Source organism: Streptomyces varsoviensis, assembly GCF_000718635.1.
GTDB lineage: Bacteria > Actinomycetota > Actinomycetes > Streptomycetales > Streptomycetaceae > Streptomyces > Streptomyces varsoviensis.
On the sequence record NZ_JOBF01000016.1, the window covers coordinates 169749 to 188108 of the forward strand.

13 protein-coding genes are annotated in these 18360 nt (G+C 73.2%); all 13 read right to left on the minus strand.

What is annotated here, in order from left to right:
• Positions 1 to 58 precede the first annotated feature (58 nt).
• Positions 59 to 922 carry a type VII secretion system-associated protein gene (locus IF55_RS23405; protein WP_051776169.1) on the minus strand — a complete coding sequence of 288 codons (864 nt, stop codon included), beginning with the start codon at positions 920 to 922 and terminating at the stop codon, positions 59 to 61.
• 3 nt (positions 923 to 925) lie between these two features.
• Entirely contained in the window at positions 926 to 1267 is a 342-nt protein-coding gene (locus IF55_RS23410) for a hypothetical protein (protein ID WP_030884207.1), read from the minus strand.
• Positions 1264 to 1704: a YbaB/EbfC family nucleoid-associated protein gene (locus IF55_RS23415; protein ID WP_030884211.1), complete on the minus strand. Its 441-nt coding sequence runs from the start codon at positions 1702 to 1704 to the stop codon at positions 1264 to 1266. The genes IF55_RS23410 and IF55_RS23415 overlap by 4 nt, the downstream gene beginning before the upstream one ends.
• 151 nt (positions 1705 to 1855) lie before the next feature.
• Positions 1856 to 5677, minus strand: coding sequence for a hypothetical protein (locus IF55_RS36060; RefSeq protein ID WP_030884214.1), 3822 nt, complete (start codon positions 5675 to 5677; stop codon positions 1856 to 1858).
• Positions 5678 to 5775: 98 nt separating this feature from the next.
• Positions 5776 to 6012, minus strand: coding sequence for a hypothetical protein (locus IF55_RS23425; protein WP_048832348.1), 237 nt, complete (start codon positions 6010 to 6012; stop codon positions 5776 to 5778).
• On the minus strand, positions 6009 to 7466 hold the full coding sequence (locus IF55_RS39510) for a WXG100 family type VII secretion target (protein ID WP_157857237.1): 1458 nt from the start codon (positions 7464 to 7466) through the stop codon (positions 6009 to 6011). The genes IF55_RS23425 and IF55_RS39510 overlap by 4 nt, the downstream gene beginning before the upstream one ends.
• A 209-nt stretch (positions 7467 to 7675) precedes the next feature.
• Positions 7676 to 8314, minus strand: a complete 639-nt coding sequence (locus IF55_RS23440; RefSeq protein ID WP_157854401.1) for a hypothetical protein — start codon at positions 8312 to 8314, stop codon at positions 7676 to 7678.
• 53 nt (positions 8315 to 8367) lie between these two features.
• Positions 8368 to 8658: a WXG100 family type VII secretion target gene (locus tag IF55_RS23445; protein WP_030884221.1), complete on the minus strand. Its 291-nt coding sequence runs from the start codon at positions 8656 to 8658 to the stop codon at positions 8368 to 8370.
• Between the two features lie 85 nt (positions 8659 to 8743).
• Entirely contained in the window at positions 8744 to 9079 is a 336-nt protein-coding gene (locus tag IF55_RS23450; RefSeq protein ID WP_078645053.1) for a WXG100 family type VII secretion target, read from the minus strand.
• A 134-nt stretch (positions 9080 to 9213) separates the two neighbouring features.
• Entirely contained in the window at positions 9214 to 12531 is a 3318-nt protein-coding gene (locus tag IF55_RS23455) for a right-handed parallel beta-helix repeat-containing protein (RefSeq protein WP_245661350.1), read from the minus strand.
• 11 nt (positions 12532 to 12542) lie between these two features.
• Positions 12543 to 15590 (minus strand): hypothetical protein, encoded by a 3048-nt coding sequence (locus tag IF55_RS23460; RefSeq protein WP_048832352.1) that lies wholly within the window; start codon positions 15588 to 15590, stop codon positions 12543 to 12545.
• 2 nt (positions 15591 to 15592) lie between these two features.
• Positions 15593 to 16927 carry a type VII secretion protein EccB gene (eccB, locus tag IF55_RS23465; protein WP_030884229.1) on the minus strand — a complete coding sequence of 445 codons (1335 nt, stop codon included), beginning with the start codon at positions 16925 to 16927 and terminating at the stop codon, positions 15593 to 15595.
• A 9-nt stretch (positions 16928 to 16936) separates the two neighbouring features.
• Complete coding sequence (gene eccD, locus IF55_RS23470) at positions 16937 to 18349, minus strand: type VII secretion integral membrane protein EccD (RefSeq protein ID WP_030884232.1); 1413 nt, start codon at positions 18347 to 18349, stop codon at positions 16937 to 16939.
• Between the last annotated feature and the right edge of the window lie 11 nt (positions 18350 to 18360).

An 18360-nucleotide genomic window follows, 5' to 3' on the forward strand; every position in this document is an offset into this window, starting at 1 on the left:
CTCGGCAGGGCACGCGACGGCACAAGCCCCGAGGGCGCCAGGACCGGACCGAACATGGTCAGGAAAGCTCCTCCGCGGAACGCCGCGGCGTCCCGCCGTCCACCGGAGCCCCGCCGTCCGTCGGGGTCTCCGGCCGCACGACCGGCAGGATGTCGTCCAGCGCTCCCAGCCAGCCGTCCTCCTCGTTCACCGTGCCGACGGCCTCGACCGCCTCCCGCAGCATCCCCGGCTCCACGGTCATGCTCACCGGACCGGAGGCATTGAGGTAGATGACATGGTCCTCCGGCAACCGGTCGAGCAGCTCGGCGGCCCGAAGGGTCTGGAAGGACAGCCGCCCGGCGTTGTGCAGGTGGTCCGGGGAGGTGAAGACCGGCACGACGGCGGACTCGTCGTCCGGCGACACCGCGGACAGCAGACCGCCGCCGGGCGCGACGAACACCGCCACCTCCGCGGACGCCAGCTCCCGCGTCACCGCGTCGGCCCGGCCGTAACCGGTCGCCGCCAACTGCAGCGCGGCGTCCACCGGGTCCGTGGGGCCGGCCCAGCCGAGCGCGACGGGCGAGGGGCGGTACTGCTCGTTGTCACGCCACTCGACGACCTCGCCCCGGGAGTCCGAACGCCACTCGCCGGCCATGGCCCACACCGGCGGGGCGCCGGCGCCGGACCAGGCCGGGTCGATCATGCCGAACCAGTGGTCCGGGGCCGACCGGGCGGCCTCCCGCACATGGTCCGGAACCGGAGGCATCCCGCCATCGGCGCTCGCGCCGTCCACCGCACCGGCGGACGCGCCGCGTGCGTCCCGGGACGCACGCCCTCCGGAGCCCGCGGCGGGGCCGCTGTCCTCCGCCGCGACCGGCACCATGGAGAGGGCCGCGGAGGCGGCGGGCCGTGCGGCCGCCGCCTCCTCGGATGCGCCGCTCATCGGCTACCCGTCGGAGTTTCGCGCGGTCAGCCGCCGACCGGTCTCGGTCGAGTGCTGTTCGACGTTCTCCAGCGCCCGGACCAGTTGTCCCACCTCGCCGGTGGTCCGTTCCGCCAGCTTGGCGGCGTCCAGCCCGGCGCTGACGGCGTCCTGGTGCGGGCCGTCGAACTGACCGTGGAACTTCTTGCCGTTCTTGTCGTCACCGATCACGTCGCCGTACGACTCGCTGTCCGACTGGAATCTCTCGGCGGCCGACCGCACGTGGTTGGTCAGCTCCAGCAACTTGCGCTCCGCCGCCCGCAGCTTCTCCGTGTCGACCCGCACCGGCTCGCTCGATCCGCTCATGACCGGACTCCTCCGCGCTTCGGGCCGAAGCCGTGCTCGACGTACTCCTTCACCGCGTCCGGGAGCCGGATGTCCTTCGGCATCACGTCCCGCGGGTCGAAGTTGCCCCGCACCATGTCGACCGGCGTCATGCCTTCGGGCAGCCGCTCCACGGCCACCTCCATCACCTGCGCCAACGCCTTGGCCCTGGCCTGGTCGAGGGTGGCGCGAATGACCCTGGACAGGTCCTTCGGCGCCATGTTGCGGTAGGCGCCGGTGGGGAAGTCCAGCGCCAGTACCTGGCCCTGCGCGCCCACCGTCGCCTTCACCACCTGCCGGGGCGCGGTCACCGTGGCCTGAATCTCGTTGATCTGCCGGCGCGTGTCGACTGCCTGCTCACGCGCGTCGCGGTACTCGGCCAGCAGATCCTCGATCTGCTGATCGTACGGAGTCGACATTCCATTCCCTTCAACTCAACGCTGTGCACTGCGCCCAGACGGCCGGTCCCGCCGACCAGCCAACCGTGGGTGACGTGCCGGACCGGCCGCAGAGCACATGATCTTGACTGCGCGGACAGGCGATTCTGCCTATTTGGCCAGCCTCCAACCGTCACCCCCAGATGTCCTCGCTCTGCCGCAGCAGGTCGGCGACGCTGCTCCCGCCCTCCTCGTCGCGCTTCTTGGACCTGCCCTTGCCCCTGCCCCGAGCTGTGTCGTCCTTCTCGGCGTCGGTGTCCGCGGGGTCGGCGGCGGACCGCTTCTCCGGCTCGGCCCCCGAGCAGGCGAACTCGGGGCGCGGCAGGGCCCCCTCGGCGGCGGGCTTGGGACGCCAGGCGGGCCGGGTCGGCTCGGCGAACGCCTGGTCCGCGCCGGCACCACGAGCGGTCATGTACGCACTCGCGCCGACCACACCGGCAGCGCCCACCTGCTCCTCGCGAAGGAGCCCGGCATCCGCGTCGGACGCCCCGTCCGACCTGCTCCCCTTCCCCCCGAGCAGCGGAAGGAGCGAGGCGTCCCACGCTTCGGCCTCGTCGGACTCACCGGCCTCACCGGCCTCACCGGCCGTCTGGGACGCGGCGGAGGGCGTGCTCCGGGAGTCCGCCGTGTCCGCTGTCGGGTGCCCCTGCGTCGAGGTCGAGGCCGTCGAGGCGCGCGCCGCCGGGGCGGACGCGAACGGAGACACCGGTGCCGGCGCCGGTACGGCTGCAGGCGCCGTGGCTGGTACGGACGCGGAAGCCGGTGCCGAGACGGACGACAGCGAAGGCATCGAAGCCGAAGCCGAAGCTGGTGCTGGTGCTGGTGCTGGTGCCGACGCGGCGGAGGCCGCCGCCGGTTCGGTGCCGGCCGCCGGGGCGCGCGAGGGGACGGACGCCGACTGGGCCGCCGCCCGCTGAGCGGAGGGGGACGTGGCGGGGGACACGGCGGGCGTCTGGGCCGGAGCCGCCGACGCCTGCTGGACGGGTGCGACGGTCGGAGAGGGCTCCGGCTGGTGAACGGCCTCCGGCGCCTCGCGGCTCGTCTGCGTCTGCGCGGGCGTCGGCGGGCTCTGCGTCGACGACGCGGCCTGGTTGGGCGCGGCCTGTGGGGCGGAGGCCGCCGCTGTCGCAGGAACGCCCGGCGCGGCCTGCGGCGCCGGGGCTGTGCTCTGATCCGCCTGAGGAACCCCGGACGGCGTCGCGGCGGGGCCGGTGGTGGCGGCGTGGGCGCCGGTCGCGACGCCGGTCCGCGACGTCGGCGCGGCCGGCTGTCCCGCGGCACCCCAGGAGCCGGCGGCCTGCGCGGCCTGACCCACCATGGCGGCGCCCCATGCCGATGCCAGGAACGGCAGGCCGTTCAGCACGCCGTCGCCGAACGCCCCGGTGTCCGCGGCCGCCTGGGCGCTCGTCCCGGGCGCCGCCGTCGCCGGCTCCGCCGAGGCGTCCGCGCCGTCGGCCTGGGCCGGCTGCCCGACGAGGTCGGTACCGTCCAGGCTGAGGCCGGCGCCGCCCTGCGGCGCGCCGGTCGGCGAGCCCACGGGGGCGTCGCCCTGCGCGGCGGCGTCCAACCAGCCCTCGGTGGAACCGTGCAGCAGCCCGGAGGCGTCCGAGGGCTCGCTGCCGGCGTCGCGGCCTGCGGCACCGGCGCCCATACCGCCCATACCACCCATCGGCATCATCGGCATGCCCACGCCGCGCTGCCGCGCCGCTTCCGGTCCGTTCGGGGCGCTGGAGGACAGGCCGGAGTCCGAGTGGCTTCCGGCGCTGTCCAGCGACAGGCCGTCGGCAGGCAGGCCATCGGGGGACAGGCCCTCGGATGACAGTCCGCTGGGTGACAGGCCGTCACCGAAGCCGTCCAGCGTCAGTCCGTCCTCGGGCAGACCGCGCGGCGAGAAGTCCAGCCCCTCGCCGCCGGACGCGGTGCCGCCGCCCATCTGCCCGATGTCGTCCGGCTGCGTCGAACCGCGCCAGGGTGCCGCGTCGCCCCGCAGGAGACCGGAGGCGTCGGAAGGCCCGCCTCCCGAGCCGGCCCCGCCGGCCCCGCCTGCTCCCATGCCTCCCATCGGCATCATCGGCATACCCGGACCGCCGGCGTGGCCCGGGACGTTCGTCCCGCTGGTCCCCCCACTGGCCCCCAGCGGCATCGAGGCCGCCCCGGGGCCGGCGGAACCCAGGCCAGTGTCCGGAGAGGAGGAGCCGGTGGTCCCGCCAGGGGAGCCGGCGGACAGGCCGGTGTCCGGATAGGAGGAGACAGGCATCCCGCCGGGAGAGCCGGCGGACAGCCCGGTGTGCGGATACGAAGCGGCAGACACCCCGCCCGGAGAACCGGCGGACAAACCGGTGTGCGGATACGAGGAGACGGGCTTCCCATCAGGAGAACCAGCGGACAACCCGGTGTCCGGATACGAAGAGATGGGCTTCCCGCCCGGAGAGCCGGCGGACAGCCCCGTGTGCGGATACGAAGCGGCAGACACCCCGCCCGGAGAACCAGCGGACAAACCGGTGTCCGGGTAGCGGGAGACCCCGCTGAAGTCGGGTGCGTTGATCCCTGAGGTGTTCAGGTGGGGCAGGCTCGCCGGCGAGTGCGGGGTGGCGCCGCCGGTGCCGGGGCCCGTGCCCGTGCCGCCTCCGAGGTTCCCGGCGTCGCGCAGACCGAGGTCGCCCGTGTACGGCTTGGGCGTGAAGTTCCCCTTGGAGCTCTGGGGCGCGTTCCTCGTGGACGTACCGCCCAGCCCCAGGCCCGGGGGAGTGCCCACCTTCGGCATCGTCATGGCCGGGTTCAGGGCCGCGTCCATGGCCGGGTCGGCGGCGCCGGAGCCGGGCATGGTGCTGCCGCCCAGACCGCCCAGACCGCTCAGGCCGGTGTCCGGGTAAGAGGTGGGGCTGATGTCGCCGCTGTCGGGGAGGAGCGGGCTCTTGGCCGAGTAGGGGCTGACCTGCCCGTCGCCGCCCCCGAGCGAGGTGTCGCCGTAGGAGGCGGGGCTCGCGGACCCGTTGGGGGCGTCGGTGCCGCTCAGGCCGGTGTCCGGGTAAGCGGTGAGGCTGCCGATGTCCGGTGCGCCGGTGCTGAGGTCCGGAGACGAGGTGTAGTCGGGGACCTTGCCGGCGCCCGGTCCCCCGTCGGTGCGCAGGTCCGGCATCGCCTCCGTGTCGCCGCTCCGGTACGGGTCCGGCGCGTGGTCGCCCGCGCCGCGAGGGCCGATGGGGTGGTAGACCCTGGTGCCGGGCGAGGTGTACGACGGTGCCCCCGACCCGTTGCCGGGCAGGTTCGGCGAGTACCCGCCGTAGCGGTTGTACGGATTGGGCACGCCCGAGCCGAAGTTGGCATGCATGGCGCCGCCCGCCGCCGGGTTGTGGGGCGAGGTCGGCTGGACGACATTGTCCTCGGTGATCTTGTAGTGCGAACCCAGGACGTTCATGACCTGCGCCATGTCCGAGGACATCATGGCGACGAGCTTGGGTTTGGCGCCGATGTGCACCGAGCCGTTGTCCATCATCAGGCCCGGGTCCTGCGCCAACGCCTGCTGGGCATAGAAGTGGTCGATGTCCATGATCTTGTTGCCGGCCTCACGCAGATGTGCCGCGTTGTTCGCCAGTTGCTGCGGGATGTCGTAGTCCCCGGTCGCGCCGCCCGAGAGCGTGTCGCCCAGCTTCTGCACCTGCTGGGCCAGAGTGCCCATCACCCCGTGGAGCGCCCGTGCCGCGGCGCCCTTCCACGGTCCGTTCTCGCCGGCCAGCGCGTCCGACTGCTCCTTGATGGCCTGGGCGCTCTGCTGGATCACCTGTTCCGCGTACCAGAAGGTGTCGGCCGTGTCCTGGACGGTCTGCGGATCGACCAAGGACTTGGCGTTGACGTTGTTCTCGGGGTGATCCGGGTCCCGGCCGGTGACGGCTTTGACGACCGCTTTCCAGCCCCACGTGGAGTAGTCCCCCTGATCATTCCAGTCGTCGGACATGCCGCCTCTTCTCCCCTCCTCCCCCGAACGTCGATGACGCGGCCCCTTGTCGCCGCGCGTGGTCCGCGCACCGCGGCGCGGCACCCGGCCTCAGTGGATCAGAATCCGGGCAGCCCGGCCTGCTCGCCGCCCTGCGCGGGCACCTGCGGAACCTGCTCCGTCAGCTCGCGGTACTGCGGGGTATCCCCCGCCGGCACAGGCTCAGTGCGGTCCGACAGTTCCTGCGCCGGCACGTTGTTCCCCATCGGCTGCCCTATTATCCCCAGCGGCTGCTCTATCCCCTGCGTCTGAACCGTGGGAGCCTCGTGCGGCGTCACCGGTTCGGCCGGGGTCATCGGCAGCAATCTCCTCGGCTCCCGCTCCCCACCCGACACCGGCACGCCCTCGGACATCGGCAGCAACCTCCTCGGCTCCGGCTCCCCACCCGACACCGGCACGCCCTCGGACTCGGCAGGAGGCGAGAGCCGTACGGCGACATGCCGGACATGGGCTCCGACGTCGTCCCGCCCATGGCCGCGGGGGTCACCCCGCCCACGATCCCGGGCGTCACCCCGCCGTACGGCGAAGCGGCCGGCGTCCCCGGCGGCTGAAGCGGCGTGCTCAGCCCGTTCTGACTCGTACTCAGCGGGTCCGACGGGAGGCCGCCGCCGCTGCCGGTCATCGGGTTGGAGAAGGCGGCCTTGGGGACCTGGTCGATGGTGACCTTGTAGTGCCCCGCGAGGGTGATGAGCACCTGGCGCATGTCGCTGTCCATCATCGGGGGAATGGCCTTGACCTGGCTCACCGCGATCTGGCCGTTGTCCATGACGATGTCGTCGGAGAACTTGCCACGGTGATCGTTGTAGTAGTTGATGGCCTGCTGGGCGTACCAGTTGTCGATGTCCATCAACTTGTTGATCGCTTCCCGCAGATGCTGACTGTTGTCCGCCAGTTGCTGGGGGACGTTGTTGTCACCGGTGATGCCGCCGGTCAGCACGCCGGTCAGGTTCGAGACCTGCTGGGACAGGTTCTTCATCACGCTGTAGAAGCTCTGGGCCGCCGGGCCCCGCCACGAACCGTGCTCACCCGCCAGGGACTCGGTCTGGGCGTCGAGGTTGTCGCCGGCCTCCTTCAGCACCTGCCCCGTGTACCACAGGGCGTCGGCGGCGTCCTGCATCGACTGGGGGCTGGAGGTCAGACTGCCGTTCACGCTGGTGTCGTCGGGGTCGTACCCGGTGACGTGCGCCATGACCTGCTTCCAGGTCCAACTGCTGTAGTCACCGGTGCTGTCGAAGTTCGAGTCGGGGTCCGTGTTGGAGTTCGTCTTGGAACTCGTCTCGGAGCCCGTCTTGGAACTCGTCTCGGAGGCCGAGCCAGTGGTCGACCCGGAGTCCGCCTCGGAGCCGGGGTCCGTGGTTGTGGTCGGGGTGGTCGTCGTGGTCGGGACAGCCGACGTCGTGGTCGGAGTGGTGGTCGTCGTCGTGGTCGGGGTCGTCGTCCCGTAACCCGTGTCATAACCGGTCGGGCCCATCGGCGCCCCGTAACCACCCGAGCCATAACCCGTGTCATAACCAGTCGAAGCCAGCGTCCCGTAACCGATGTCCGTCCCATAGGTACCCGAGCCGGGAGTGCCGCCGTAGGCGCTGGGGTCCAGACCGTAGGAGCCGGTTCGGTATCCGTTGGTGTAGCCCTCCGGAACGGCCTCGACGCCGCCCAGGGGATGCCCGGCCCCGGCCCCGTAGCCCGCCGGGACGGCTTCGTAGGTGTACCCGCCGCCGTCGGTGTCGTAGGAGGTACTGCTCTCGGTCATTGCTGGTAGGCCCTTCGCCCCGTGCTCACAAGGTGCACCGCCCGCCATCGGCGTTGCGCCTTCCTCGTCCCCTTCGCCGCCTTCGCCCTCCCTGCCGAACCACCGCGGCCAACCGCAAGACCGCGTGGCCCGGGCTGCTGCCGGACCATCGCGGTCTTGGCGTTCTCATCCGCTCCGGCGGTGGTGCCCGAATCGGGCCGGGCCGGCCGTCATGACGGCCGTCGTGACGCCTGCACAGTGGTGCTGCCCGACGTCGGCGGCGAGTCGGCCCCGGCGGCCTGGCCCACCGCCGCGCTGTGCTGCTGGAAGCTCTGGAGATCGGACTGCGCCGACTGCATGAGCTGATGCAGTTCGGAGCCCGCCTTCTCGTTGACCTCTTCCATCGTCGAGTACTTGTTGGCCATCGTCCGGATCTTGTCGGCGATGTCCATCAGGGCCTGGCGCAGGTCGTGCATCGACACGGCGAGGCCGTCCTGCAGCCCCCCGCCGCCGTCACCGCCGCTGATCTTCGCTTTCAGCGCGGTCGCCTCGGGGAAGGTCCCGGGCGCGATCGGCTTCAGGCCGACCACACGTTCCCGGGCCGATCCGACCGTCTCCGAGATGGTCTCCAGGTTGTCGGCGAACTGCTTGAGCGCCTTGGTGTCGACGGAGACATCGCCGCTCGCGTCCGAGGAAGTCGCCGGGACCGTCGGCATAATCGGGAGCGACTGACCGGTGTCGACCGTGCCCGTGCTGGAGTCCGAGTAGCCTCCGCCGCCGTAATGCTGCGGATCACCGGAAGACGAACTGGACGAATGGGACGACGAATTGTTGTTCATGCCGTAATTCGTGTCACCGGCGCTGACCACCGCTCGTCACCTCCCCCTCGCCCTCGTCCGAACTGAATTGCTCACGGTATCGCTCACTGATCCCAGAGATTGACGCCGTACTTCTCACCGCTGGTGTAGGACTCGCCGATGTTGCCGAGCGACCGGGTGGCCTGTACCGACTGCTGCTGCATGGCCGCGGCGGCCGCGTCCCACTTGGCCTTCGCCACGTCGTACGCCTGGCGGGCGTCGCTGGACCACTGGGCGAGGTTCTGCTTCGCGCCGTCGTCCAGATCGGCCAGCGTCTGCTGGATCTGCTTGGAGATGGCGGCCATCTCGCCGCCCACGAACTCCATCTGCTGAAGGCTTACCTGGTAAGTCGTCATATCGCCCTCTCTTGGCAGGTATCCGGCGCCCGTCGCCGGACCGTCGACGGAAACGCGCGGAACGGAGCGTCCGCGCGAACGTGGTTCAGAATCCGGGCAGCCCGGCGCCGATCGCGCTGTTCAGCGTGGATGCCTCGTCCTGGGTGGCGCTGTGGACGTTCTGGTAGCTGCCGGTGTTGGCGGCGAGCTTGTCGGTGACGACCTGGAGCTGCTGCTTGACGATGTTGCAGTTCTCCAGCCACTGGTGCAGGGCGTTGGTGAACGACCTGGCCGCGTCACCGGTCCAGCCGCCCTCCAGAGTGACGGCCTGCTCCTGCATATTGCTGTGGGCCTGCGAGGTTTCGCTCAGGGCGTTCTCGAAATGCGGCTGCGCCGCCCGCATTCCCGCGATATCGACATTCTGCTGCCCGTTGCCGGCCATGGGCTGTCCCTTCGCTCGGGTCATTCCGTCGTGCCATCAGCCGTGGCACCGTGACGCTCTCCATCCTTCCGCGGGCCCTCGCCCGCGAGGAACCGCGAGCGACGGTTATTGCCTGCCTCTACAGGCGCCGTTGTCTAGTTGTGCGAAACCCCGGCCGGTTCTGGAACCGTGCGCGTCGTGGTCCGCGCCCTTTCCGCGATGCGATCCGCGAGCCGGTGGGCGCCGCGCGCGCCGTCGCTGGGCATCTGGCCGGCGATACGCCCGCTCAGCGCGGTGTGCGTCGCCTCGTCGACGGCGTGGCCGCGGGCGGCGAGCCGCCGGCACATCAATTGGGCCAGTTCCTCCGCCGTGTAAGCGGGAAAGCGCACGTACTCGGAGAAGCACCGTGCCACGTCCGGCCGTTCGTTCAACGCCTCGCCGAGTCTGGTGTGGGCGCCGCGCAGCACCAGCACGGTCTGCGGGTTGCGGACCGCCGACCCCACCACGGCCTCCCACACCGCGCCGCGCTCCGCCTGGGGCCGCGCGGCGAAGGCCGCGTCGAGTTCGAGGTCCAGCACACCACCGTCCGCCTCGCCGAACAGCCAGGCCGCGAAGGCGCGAGCCTCCTCCGGGCGCCCGGCGTGCACCTGCGACAACGCCACCCGGTGCGACGCGCCGTTGCGCAACACCCCGGTCTCGGCGAGGCACTTCGCGTACAGCGTGGCAACCGCCCGGCGTCCGCTGCCCGGCTCCCCGGCGAGCACGACGTTCGCCGCCGGCGCCGGCGTCTCGCCCCGCTGCACCGAGGACACCAGCTCGTTGGTGCGCCTGAGCAGGACCGCGCGCACGTCGCGCAGGCCGCACAGCGCGGCCAGCCGCCGCATGGCGGGCGGCGGTTCGGCCGGAGCCTTGGGGGCGGCCACCGGGGCCTGCGCGGGTTCCGGACCGGGCGCCGGCTCCTGGGCGTGAGGGACGTCATGAGGCGGCTCCGGCTGAGGCTGCTCCTTCCCTTCGTCCTCTTCGTCCTCAAGCTCCGGCAGCGGGCCGACGTCCTCGGCCACCAGCCGGTTCAGCGTCCCGTCGTCACCGGAGGAGGTGGCCAGCCGGGACGCCTGATTGCTGATCATGGTCTCGAAGATCGACCGGGCGACACGGCCGTTACCGAACGTGGGCCCCTTGGGGATGTCCACGAAGTACCTGGTCAGCGCCTCAAGTCCGGAATCCTCAAGCTCGTAGTAGTGCTTGGCGCACAGCCCCTGCACGATGGTGACGAGCTCATCGACCTCGTAGTTGGGGAACTCCACGGTGCGGGAGAAGCGGGAGGCCATGCCGGGGTTGGACTCCAGGAACTGCTCCATCTGCTCGGAGTACCCGGCCACGATCACCACGATCTCGTCGCGGTGGTCCTCCATGAGCTTCATCAGCGTCTCGACGGCCTCCTGGCCGAAGTCCGGTCCGCTGCCGCCCGACTGATTGGTGAGGGTATACGCCTCGTCGATGAACAGGACACCGCCGAGCGCCTTCTCGAAGACCTCGGCGGTCTTGATCGCCGTACCGCCGATGATCTGTGCCACCAGCCCCGACCGGGAGACCTCGACGATGTGGCCCTGTCTGAGGATGCCGAGTTCGGCGAGGACCGCGCCGTAGAGCCGGGCGACGGTGGTCTTGCCGGTGCCGGGCGGGCCGGCGAAGACGAGGTGGCGGCTCATGGGCGGCATGGGCAGGCCCAACTCCAGGCGCCGCTGGGCCATCTTGTTGACGTTGATCAGGCCGGTGACCTCGCGCTTGACGCTGTCCAGGCCGACCAGGGCCTCAAGCTCGGCCAGCGGCCCGTTGCCGATTCCCGCGGCAGCGCTCTCCTCCCTGCCGGTCCGGGCGCCGTCCTTCTTGTCGCGCATATCGGCGCCCGCCCCGGCCCAGGCCGGTTCGCTCGCCACCTGCTTGGGCCGCCGCTCGTCCTCGTCGCCGCGCAGGCGGTTGAAGCCGGTGCCGCCGTTGTCGGTGACCTCGCAGCGCTGGACGGTGACGGGTTCCTCGGAGTTGCTGCGGACGCCGTCGCCGACGTTGCCGGTGATGATGCAGTCGCTGATGTCGGCCCGGCCGGACGCCTGGACGTTGACGCCGTTGCCCCCCGCGTCGTGGACCCGGCAGCCGGTCGCGGTGAGCGCGCCGCCGCCCAGGACCCGCGCGCCGTCGCCGGCGGAGCGGGTCAGTTCGCTGCCGCGCAGCACGGCCTCGCCGTCCGTTCCCACCAGCACGCCGGCGCCGTCGACGGTGGAGGAATCCACCTCGGCGCGCGCCCCGCCGGACACCGCGACGCCCCACTCGCCCGCCGCGCGCAGCCGGACGTCCTCGAACACGGCGGTGGCGCTCTCGGACAGTTCGACGCCGACGCCGTGGTCGATGACGAGGTCCGCGTGGCGCAGCTCGACGCGGGAGGAGCCCGACACCCGCAGCCCGGCGCAGTCCTCCGTGACCGACAGGTCCCGGAACTCGGCGCGGGACTCGCCGCGAAGCTGGAGCGTGGTCCGCTTGGCGCCCTGTACGCGCAGCCGGTGGAACTCCGCCGTGCCGGCCTCCTCGATGAGGAGGGCCATCGGCGCGCCGCTGATCCGGCAGTCCTCCAGCCGAGGGGAGGAGCCCCCGGTGGACTGGAGGCCGCTGACCTTCGCCGAGGTGAGGTGGCAGCCGCGCAGCAGCGGGGCGGCTCCCCCGCTCACGTGCACGGACTGTTCGCCCGCCCCGCTCAGGGTGCAGTCGGTGAGGGTGGTGAGGCCGGTGCTGGTCAGGTAGGCGTCGAGGCCGGCGGACTCGGTGACGGTGACCCGCATGAGTTCGGCCCTGGCCTGCTGCTCCACTACGAGGGCCGGCTTCTGGCTGCCGGTCACGGTGGTGGTCTCGACGGTGACGCCGCCCTGCCCGTTCACGCAGATGCCGTTGCCGCCGACGCGTTCCAGTACGCAGTCGCGGATCGTCAGACGGCCCTTGTCGGCGACGACGACGGCGGAGGAGCCGAGGTCGGTGACGGTGGTGCTTTCCACGGTGTTGTCGCTGTCGGCGGTCACCACGATGCCGGCGCCGCCGGGGTTGGTCACCCGGCAGTCCCGCGCCGCGAGCTGCCCGGCCTGCCAGCACAGCAGCGCGGCCCATGCCTGGCTTCCGGTCACCGTGCAGCCGTCGAGCGCCGCCTGGCCGCGGCGTACGTCCAGCACGGCCGCGTTGGCGTCGGAGCCGCCGAGGGTGAGTCCGGCGAGCCGCACCACGTCGGCGTCCACCACGACCGTGCTGCCGACCGGTGACTCCAGCCGTACGGTGCCCGGATCGCCCTCGGCGGAGAGCGTCACCGCCCGGTTGAGGGTGAGCGCCTCGGTGTAGGTGCCCGGCGCGATGGCGATGAGGGCGCCGTCGCCCGCCGCCGCCAGCGCCTGGGAGACCGTTCGATAGGCGCCGCTCTCGGTCGCCGAGACCTTCAAGACCTGACGGTTCACTGGTTCCGCCCTCTCTGCGGCGCTGTGTTCGAGGCAGCGGGCGGCCGCGGCCCGGCTGTCGTGCCCGGGCGGGACTGCAACAGCCCGGGAGCGGAACGGAAGGCGTCCGCGTACTCGTCGGGAAGCGGATCGCCCACCGGGGTCCCGGTGTCCGACTCGGCCTGCTTCCACAGGGCGTGGAGCTGGTCGAGGCCGGTCAGGGCGATCTCGTCGAGCGGAACGCGCTCTTCGCGCAGGTCGCCGGCCTCGTCGACCTCGGGCGCGGCCAGCTCTCGCAGCAGCACGGCGGGGCGGTCACCGGCCACCACGCGCAGCACCTTGAACCGGGTGCCGGGCATGAACACCAGGCGGTCGGGGACTTCGGGCGCCAGCAGCCCGGTCCGCCGGGCCGTCAGCGACCAGAGCACGATGTCGGTGTTGCCGCTCAGGCCCCGGCGGGCGGAGGACAGGGCGGACAGGAACGAGTACTCCGTGACCGGCTTTCCCTCCTCGTACCAGGCGCGTTCGGCGTCGCTGAGCGTGGCCCGCAGGATCGCGGCGCCCCGGTAGGACGGCAGCCGGCGCATACCGGCCGTGGCGCAGCGCGCGAGCGGCACGTGCGGTCCGGAACTGGCGGACCTGATGGCCGCGTCGATGTCCGGGGTGGCGCCGGAGAGGTACAGCCGCATGGCCGCGAGGTCGGTGAGCGCCTCGCCGGCGGAGCCGGGCGGGCCGCCGGCCAGTCCGGGCGACTGCGAGAGCACGCGGGCGACCACCGCCGCCGCGTTGTCGTACCGGCCGCCGAGGCTGCGGCGCACCCAGTCGCGTTCCTTCTCGACGCCCTTCGGGGACGGCTGCACGCTCGCGGCGGCCGAGGGGACGGGCTGGGCGCGGACCGTGCCCGGCTCCGCGTCGGCGAGCGGTGGCCGGGCGGGCGCGTCGGCGTCCCGTACCGGTCCGGGGTCCGCGACGGGCGGCGTCGGCCCGGCGGCCGGCGTCGGTTCGGGCGTCGGGGGCTGCGGGGCCGGTGGCGGTGTGTCGTCCCGGGCGGGGGTCTGCGGCGGCGGCGCGGTGGGCGGCTGCGAGGGCGAGGACTCCAGGCGGATGCTGGGCATGCTCGGCCCGGGTGCGGCGGGGGCCGGCAGGTTTTCGGGCGCGGCGGGCTCGGGCGCGGCGGGCTCGGAGGGACTTCCGGGGGACGGCGGACCGGCGGAGGGTGTGGGGCCGGGCTCCTCATCCTCCGTCCATTCCGGGGTGGCCGCCGGGGCAGGCGGAACCGGCGGGGCGGACGGAACCGGCGGGGCCGCGGGCCCTGCCGCGGGCGTCGGGGGCACGGGCGTGGCCGGGGTCGCCGGGCCCGTGCCGGCGGCCTCCGTCTCCTCCACGGGCGCCGCGGGCGGGCCGGACTGCTCCGGGGCCGCCACCGGGCGCGTGGCCGGCGGCGCGGGCAGCCCCGCCTGCGCCGGGCCGGCGTCCAGGCGCCCGGGCAACGGCGGTGCGGTGGGGCGCTGTACGGCGGCGTCCACGTCGGAGGCGGCCGGCCGGCGCACCGCGCCGGGTTCGGTCGCGAGCCCCTGGCCGGTCCAGTCGGCGGGCTGCCGTGGGGCGGGCCGTGACGCCTGGGCGTCCGAACCGCCCCCCAGCATCCAGCCCTCGGACCGTCCGGAGGTGGCGGTGGACGCGCGCTCCGCCTCCACCCGCGACATCTCGATCGCCGGCGGCCGGTAACCGGCCGGGAGCGCCTTGCCCGCCTCGCTGGCGGGCAGCACCCGGGTGGTGTCGCGGAATCCCGGTTCCAGCGCGGGCAGCAGCTCATAGGCGACGGACCGCAGGTGGTCGGCGAGGAGCGGGTCGGTCTGGTCGTACAGGAGGGCCGGGTGCGAGGGGTCGGCGGGGGCGGAGCGGACCGTGTCGCCGTCGTGCGGCTCGTTCCTCGACCGCACCCACAGGCCGCTCTGCACGACCTCCACGAGCACGTCGGACGTGTGCTGGTAGACGCCGGGCACGGACGTGGCGGTGGCGCCGGCCGGTACCCGCGCGTTCAACGGCACGGGGGGCGGCGCCGGTTCGCCGTTCGGCCCGCGCGGCGTGTAGCCGAACTCCTCGGCGTACGGGCGCCAGCCCAGGGTTCCGTCGGCCTGGAGCGTACGGACCTCCCGGGCCTCGCTCCCCGCGCCGGCCGAGGGCAGGCCCGCGTACACGGCGACGCGCTGGCCGAGCAGGTCGGCGAGCGCCTGCCCCAGCGGGGCGCCGTCGGGTACGGCCACCGGGCCGTAGGCGACGAACCGCACGAGGTGGCGGGCGCTGCTGGGCAGGGTCTCCCAGAACGCGGCGACCTCCTCCAGCGGCAGCGCGTCCAGGGCTCCCGGGCTGCCGAGCGCGACGCCGAGCAGGTCGGGGTCGCCGGCGAGCAGGTCGACCAGGCGCCGCCGGTTTTCTTCGGTGCCGGCGTCCTCCCAGGAGCCCCGTATCCACACGCCGCCGGGCAGCGGTTCGGCGGTGCCGCCGGTGCCGATGTGCCACGGCTGGTCGGGGACGGAGTACTCCCACTGGGGCTTGGGGAACCGGCGCGAATCCGGGGCGAAGGTCTTGTTGGGCCGGTAGCGCAGCCAGCCCAGACCGTGGTGAGCGGGTACGAACAGCGCGCCGCCGGCCGCGGGGACCAGCGCCCCGTCGGGCGCCAGGATGACGCGGTCCAGGCGGTTGGCGAGCCACTGGGCGGCGCGTTGGACGTCCTCGCGGGTGCCCCGGCCGGGGACGAGACGGAAACTGTGGCCCTTGCGGTCCAGGGCGCGGGCCACGGTCTCCCACACGTCGTCCTCCGGACGCGCGGGCAGGTCGAGGACGACGAGGGTGTGCTGCGGGTCGGCGGCCAGGCGCTCGGAGAAGGCCAGCGCGCGGTTGTCGACGAAGCCGCGCGGATGGACCAGGAGCGCGTTGCCGATGTTCCTGGCCTCCAGCGTCGGGCCGACGGCGCGCAGCGCGGCCTTCGCCAGCCGGGCGGAGATCCGGTGGCGGTGATCGCGGCGGGGCGGGGGGTTCTCCTCGTCGAAGGCGGGTGCCATCCTCACTCCGTTTTCGCCACGTCGACGGCGCGCGAGCGGCTGAGCCGCGGGCCGGCGGCGATCTGGTCGAGCGTCGTCTTCGGCAGCGTCCGGGGGGTGACGCCGCCGAACCCGAGGGCCTGTCGGGCCTCGCCGAGCAGTTCGTACTTCACGCCCTGATCAGTGATCAGGTAGGGGTCCGGGGCGCGGGTGGCGCCGGACCGCTTGGGCGGCGCGGCGAGCACCGCGTGGTCCGTGGGGATCAGGACCGCCGTCCGAGAGGTCATGATCCGGCCGCTCTCCCGCACCACGGTGGGGTGTGCCGCGTCGTCGGTCCGCCTCAGGCACAGCGCGCTCTTGTCGTCGGAGGTGGTGTCCTTGGCCGCGAGCAGATCGGGGAGGCGGTGCAGCAGGGTGGTGTCGGAGGAGGCCGGGACGGCGGCGATGTCCGTGGGGCTCACCCGCACCGGCTCCCGGCCGCCCGGCTGGGCGGCGAGGAGCGCGGCCTCGGTCTGGTTGGCCGGGGCCATGCCGTCGGCGCGGAGCACGTAGTAGTGGCTGGTGCTGCCGACGACGGTACGGAAGAGGGCGCCCACGGGCTGTGCGGTGCCGGCGACCGTGCGACCGCCGTGGCCGGCCCCGGGGATCGTGGCGGGGCCGGCGGCGGGACCGGTGGGCAGCGCGTCCAGCCACGTCTCGGTGGCCGGGATCGGCCGCTCGGCGTCGAGGCCGAGGGCCAACAGCGAGGTGTGGCCCTTGATGAGGTACTTGGTGTCGTTCCAGATCACGTAGCGGCTGCCGTGCGCGCCCGACACCAGCACCCTGGTGTCGTCCGGGACGGCCCGGGCGGACGTCGGCGCGAAGTCCAGCCGTTCGACGGGCTGCTCACCGGGCAGCAGGCAGTCGGTCCAGGCCCCGGTCACCAGGGAGTCCGGCTTCGCGACGTCGTCGGGGGCCCCGGCGATGCCGATGGTCGGGCCGCGCCGCACGTCGGACAGCGCCTTCCGGGACGCCTCGGTGACCTGGGTGCCGCTGCCGGCGGCCAGGAGCGCGGAGGAGTAGTTCAGGGTCGGGTGCAGCTCGCCCTTGGCGTAGAGGTAGCGGGTGCCGGTCTCCTTCTGCACGACCAGGGCACCGTCGTGCTGCCAGGAGGTGTCCTCGGCCGCGGCCGGCATGAGGAGGCCGAAGACGGCGGAGCCGAGCACGAGCAGCACGGCGAGGATGGCGCCGAACATGGCGCCGAGCCCGGCGTTGCGCATGGGCGCCTCGCCGTTGCCGGCGTCACCGGAGACCAGCGCGGAGGCCAGCCGTCCGGTGGCGAACTGGTAGGCGTGGAGGTGGTCGCGACGGGTTTGCACGGAGTCCCCTCAGCCGGCGGCGACGCGCACGTGCGCGTAGACGTGGAGGAGTTGCAGCAGCAGCGGCACCAGGGCGAGCGCCGTCAGCATCTCCAGGATGTCCGCCGTACGCCCCCACACCGGCAGCAGGCGCGCGGTGGGCAGCCGCCACGCGCCGACCAGCACCAGCAGCGCGCCGAGCAGCAATCCGACCAGCAGCGCGCAGCGCCCGGCGGGGGAGGTGAGCGACGCGGCCCAGCCGAGCACCCCGGCGAGCAGGCCGATCACGCCGCACAGCACGGCCGGAACCCGCTGCCAGGTCGTGATCAGGTGCTTGGAGCGCAGCAGCATCGCGGTGGCGAACACCAGCGGGAAGACCCAGCCGATCCACCCGTCGGCGCGGGCCGTCAGCACGAAGGCGCCGGAGCACAGGGCGGCGGTGGCGGCGGTGACCATCGTCAGGAACGCGTCGGCGATGGCCGCCCTGCGCTTGACCTGGCTCTCGGAGATGGGGTCGGTGTCCTCCTGGAGCTCCGCGGCGTTGTGCGGCAGTTGCGGCACCCGCAGCCGGGCCAGCCGCAGCGACGCGCGGGGCGCGAGGTGGCCGAAGAAGAACGCGACGACCGCGACCGTACCGGCGCTGCGCGGCGCGTCCCAGTCGAGGAGGAGGCCGGCGCCCGCGGTGAGGGTGACGAGCACCGCCGTGGCGAGAACGGCGCCGGTGACCGCGACCGGAATCCGGGCGACGGGCAGCAGCACGACGGCGGCCACCAGGGCGGCGGCCGCGCCGCCGAGCAGGAGGTCGCCGGGGGCCGGTGAGGTGAGCGCGGCGGCCGAGTGGACGGAGGTCAGGCCGGCCAGCGCCGCGTTGGCGCACGCGCCGAGGCCGGTCACCAGCGCGATCCCGCGGTCGTCGGACCACTGCCGGTCCAACGCGCAGCCCACGCCGAGCACCAGGGTGGACAGCGCGTAGACCACGGGGACCAGCACCCCGTGCCCGAGCACCGGGACGGCCGTGGCCAGCGTGACCAGCACGAGGCAGGCGAGGCCGAGGAAGAGCCGGCGGGTCAGCTCCGGACGCCACCGGTTGGTGTGCGCGCCCACGGCCCGCCCCACGCCGTCGGAGACATCGTCGTACTCCAGTTCAGGCATCGGGTCGTCGGCGGGCCGCAGGTAGAGGACGTCGCCGTGGACGAGCCCCGCGCTCTCCGGCGAGTCGTCCAGGTCCAGCGGCGCCTCGCCCAGGCGTTGCAGGGTCCAGGTCTGGGCCGGCCTGGCGGGGTCGGCGGAGACGCTCCGCAGCAGGCGTGGCAGCAGCGCGGAGACGGGGGTGGTGACGGGTACGGCCAGGTCCGCGCGGCCGGCCGGCCCGGCGATGGTCAGCCGGCACACCTCGGTGCTGACCGCTCCCGGGGTGCGGGCGGCGGGTATGGCGGTGGTCATGGTGCTCCTGG

Excerpts from the sequence above, each read along its gene's own strand:
- IF55_RS23405 (WP_051776169.1), bottom strand. The coding sequence starts at position 922 with ATGAGCGGCGCATCCGAGGAGGCGGCGGCCGCACGGCCCGCCGCCTCC.
- IF55_RS23410 (WP_030884207.1), bottom strand. The coding sequence starts at position 1,267 with ATGAGCGGATCGAGCGAGCCGGTGCGGGTCGACACGGAGAAGCTGCGG.
- IF55_RS23415 (WP_030884211.1), bottom strand. The coding sequence starts at position 1,704 with ATGTCGACTCCGTACGATCAGCAGATCGAGGATCTGCTGGCCGAGTAC.
- IF55_RS36060 (WP_030884214.1), bottom strand. The coding sequence starts at position 5,677 with ATGTCCGACGACTGGAATGATCAGGGGGACTACTCCACGTGGGGCTGG.
- IF55_RS23425 (WP_048832348.1), bottom strand. The coding sequence starts at position 6,012 with ATGACCCCGGCCGAACCGGTGACGCCGCACGAGGCTCCCACGGTTCAG.
- IF55_RS39510 (WP_157857237.1), bottom strand. The coding sequence starts at position 7,466 with ATGACCGAGAGCAGTACCTCCTACGACACCGACGGCGGCGGGTACACC.
- IF55_RS23445 (WP_030884221.1), bottom strand. The coding sequence starts at position 8,658 with ATGACGACTTACCAGGTAAGCCTTCAGCAGATGGAGTTCGTGGGCGGC.
- IF55_RS23450 (WP_078645053.1), bottom strand. The coding sequence starts at position 9,079 with ATGGCCGGCAACGGGCAGCAGAATGTCGATATCGCGGGAATGCGGGCG.
- IF55_RS23460 (WP_048832352.1), bottom strand. The coding sequence starts at position 15,590 with ATGGCACCCGCCTTCGACGAGGAGAACCCCCCGCCCCGCCGCGATCAC.
- eccD (WP_030884232.1), bottom strand. The coding sequence starts at position 18,349 with ATGACCACCGCCATACCCGCCGCCCGCACCCCGGGAGCGGTCAGCACC.